Origin of the sequence: Microcystis sp. M061S2 (assembly GCF_020245605.1) — a bacterium.
In the GTDB taxonomy this organism is placed as follows: Bacteria; Cyanobacteriota; Cyanobacteriia; order Cyanobacteriales; family Microcystaceae; genus Microcystis.
In genome coordinates this window covers 1-2,543 of the sequence record NZ_JADBUP010000025.1, presented here as the reverse complement: position 1 = coordinate 2,543, position 2,543 = coordinate 1, and the positions used below count along the sequence as shown (strand labels likewise).

The 2,543-nt window shown below is 49.2% G+C and carries 3 protein-coding genes; all 3 read right to left on the bottom strand.

What is annotated here, in order from left to right:
* A partial coding sequence (locus IM475_RS05800; protein WP_287726965.1) for an ISAs1 family transposase occupies positions 1-507 on the bottom strand: 507 nt, incomplete at its 3' end.
* A 69-nt stretch (positions 508-576) separates the two neighbouring features.
* Positions 577-2,037 (bottom strand): transposase, encoded by a 1,461-nt coding sequence (locus IM475_RS05795; protein WP_287726964.1) that lies wholly within the window; start codon positions 2,035-2,037, stop codon positions 577-579.
* A 70-nt stretch (positions 2,038-2,107) separates the two neighbouring features.
* The coding region (locus IM475_RS05790) for a hypothetical protein (RefSeq protein ID WP_287726963.1) at positions 2,108-2,543 on the bottom strand (436 nt) is incomplete at its 5' end.

Sequence of the window (2,543 nt, the reverse complement as noted above, 5' to 3'; positions counted from 1 at the left end):
TCCTTGCAAATTCAATTGTTCGATCAGTGCTTGAACAGCAGGGATCTCATTGGACTTGTCATCTACAGCCTTAGCCCCAATACAAAGTCGAAGCCCACAGGCCCATGCAGTAACCATGTGCAAAGGCGCTTGATTGACAGAAGTATCAAAGGAGCCCCTTACGGTTTTACCATCGATGGCGACGGTTTGGTTTTTGATCGCTTTACCAAGGTCCGCAGCGAGACTTTGTAATGCCGAAAAGAATGCAACTGAATCGAGCTTTGCAAAGACTCGCCCAAGCGTGTCGTGAGACGGTATACCAGAGGCAAACGGAAAGAACTTACGCAACCAGTCCTGCTTTGCTTTGCCATAGCGTTCGACATCGGTCCAACTGTCGGCATCGCAAATTACAGCACAAAGCGTCACGAATATCAGTTCCATCAAGGGATAGTTCGCACCGCGATTGACCCGTGGGTCCTCGACAAATTGAAAGTGTTTGTAAGTTTGGGTAACAAACGCATTGACCATGCCGCACATCCGATGCAAAAAAGATTCCTGAAACGGGCTACCCGAAAGTGGCAACGCTGTGAAGCATTTTCACGCAGCAGCTGCAAGCTCGATTTCCTTGAGTTTACGTCGATGTATCGATGTCATCTTGGTTACGATCGGATTGCCGAGTGGCTTTATATGTGCGTTTCTCGGTCGGTAACGAGCTCGCTTATTGGTTGAGTTCTTGTAATTTTGCACGAGGGCATTTTTCAGTGCATCGTCCAATGAAGTTAGAGCTACGACTTCATCTAATGTCCTTATGAATTTTCTTAGGACTCGTAGTGTGTTTGCAAGGCTGCGATCTTTTGGTGTATACGCCGACTTGTTTTTGGCTACTGCGGGTATTTGGGAACGCATGGCAATTAGCTCCGCGAAGGCCATCGCCATCAGTGACCAGTCTAGCTCGGCCAATAAACGTTCGGAGTTCCGGCACCGTAGCTTGTGTTTATCGATAGTTTGCTTGAGTCCTCTGAACTCGACTTCGATGAGCCATCTCATTTTGTAGTACTGGACGATATCCTTCTGGGAGAGGTCTCGCTCACCAATGACACTTGTCAACATCCACATCTCAGTCTTACCAATCTGCACACGGACTAATCGAAGGCGAAGTGGCGGTTTTCCTGATTCCATGCAGTCCTTGGGCCAACACAGAACGATTCCCCCTGGAATCTGTTTGAAATCGACATGTTCGCTAAGCAGTTTCACGTTCCCTCCTACGCGCACCAAGAAGTGGCCTCCTGTTTCGAGTATCGCGTTCCACAGTGGATAGCCAGTGAATCCAGCATCACCGCAAAACAACGTATTTGCTGGGAATTCTTCCTCGGCGAGAATTTCTTGTACATGCCCTCGCTCACTGGAGTTGGATGGTCCCAATCGCCAAGTCCAGGGTAATCGCAAACCCATATGCCACATCATGGTGATCCAAACTTGAGGCTCGTGTTGCGTGACCAATTGTGCTTTGCGATTGCGATTCTCGCGTTTTCTTTTGTTCGCGTTGTATCTCGCTTTCTTCCCTAAGCCGTACTTCGCTGTGCAGAATACTTTTTCGTTTGCCTTCGAGCGTGGAGCGGTTGCGCGCGAACCATCAAATCCCATCAACATCCACTTTTTATTGCGAAAGAACCCTCCACCGATTTGTTCGGCTAAGTCCTGAAGCCGATTTCGCAAGCCGTCTCGTATCGTCTTTCGATATCGTGACAATGCATCCATGAAGCCGGTGTAGGTTTTGCTGACGTTCTTCAATCCCAGCTTTTCACAAGCTTCAAGGGTCTTCTCAAAAGCATCAGTGACATTCTTGGTATCCTGCCAAGACCAAATGAGAGCTTGGGTTGCGAGTTGCTCAGGCTCCCACTTGATATTGCCGTGAAACTGCGACTTTGAGAAAATGGGACCAGAGGCGATGAGGGCGTCAAAGAGATTCAGAAGAAGTTTGCGCTTCTGCACTCCTTTACGTATTTTGTTACGCTTACGAATTGCTGATTGTTGCTTTGCACGCTGCTTGGAAGTCATGGCCAGATTCCTTTCTGACTGATATGTTTCAGTTAGTGATCGGGGGAATCTGGCCTTTCTTTCATATCCTCTAAACCACTGAAACCCCAGTTTTTACTGACAAAAATGCTTCACAGCGTTGCGCTACCTGGCTGAACATGCGACCGAAATCCTTCGTCAACAGTCGCCACCGCTCGGTATCGATTCCCAACCGCTCTAATAGCGGTGGCAAATCGCGTGGCGTATAGCCTCGTTTGTCGGATCTTTGCATGCGAGCGGTCAAATCCAGCAACTGCAAGTAGTCGAGGTTCGACAATGGCAACACCCCTTTGTCGCTACAACGCTTCTTGTATCGGCTCGGCTTGGGGCCTTCGCTCCCTTTCGTCGAATCCAACATGATCGGTGCCAAGAAGCAATCTGGTCCAGTGCTTGGATGGGGCGTCTGTCGCTTTGCGGCTTCGAATCGAAGCTTGGCCGATGTGAATTGGCTCGTCTCAATCGATGTTGCCATCGCCGCTCGAATCGGA

Bases quoted from the DNA above. Each gene is read 5' to 3' on its own strand.
- IM475_RS05795 (WP_287726964.1), bottom strand. From the start codon at position 2,037: ATGACTTCCAAGCAGCGTGCAAAGCAACAATCAGCAATTCGTAAGCGT.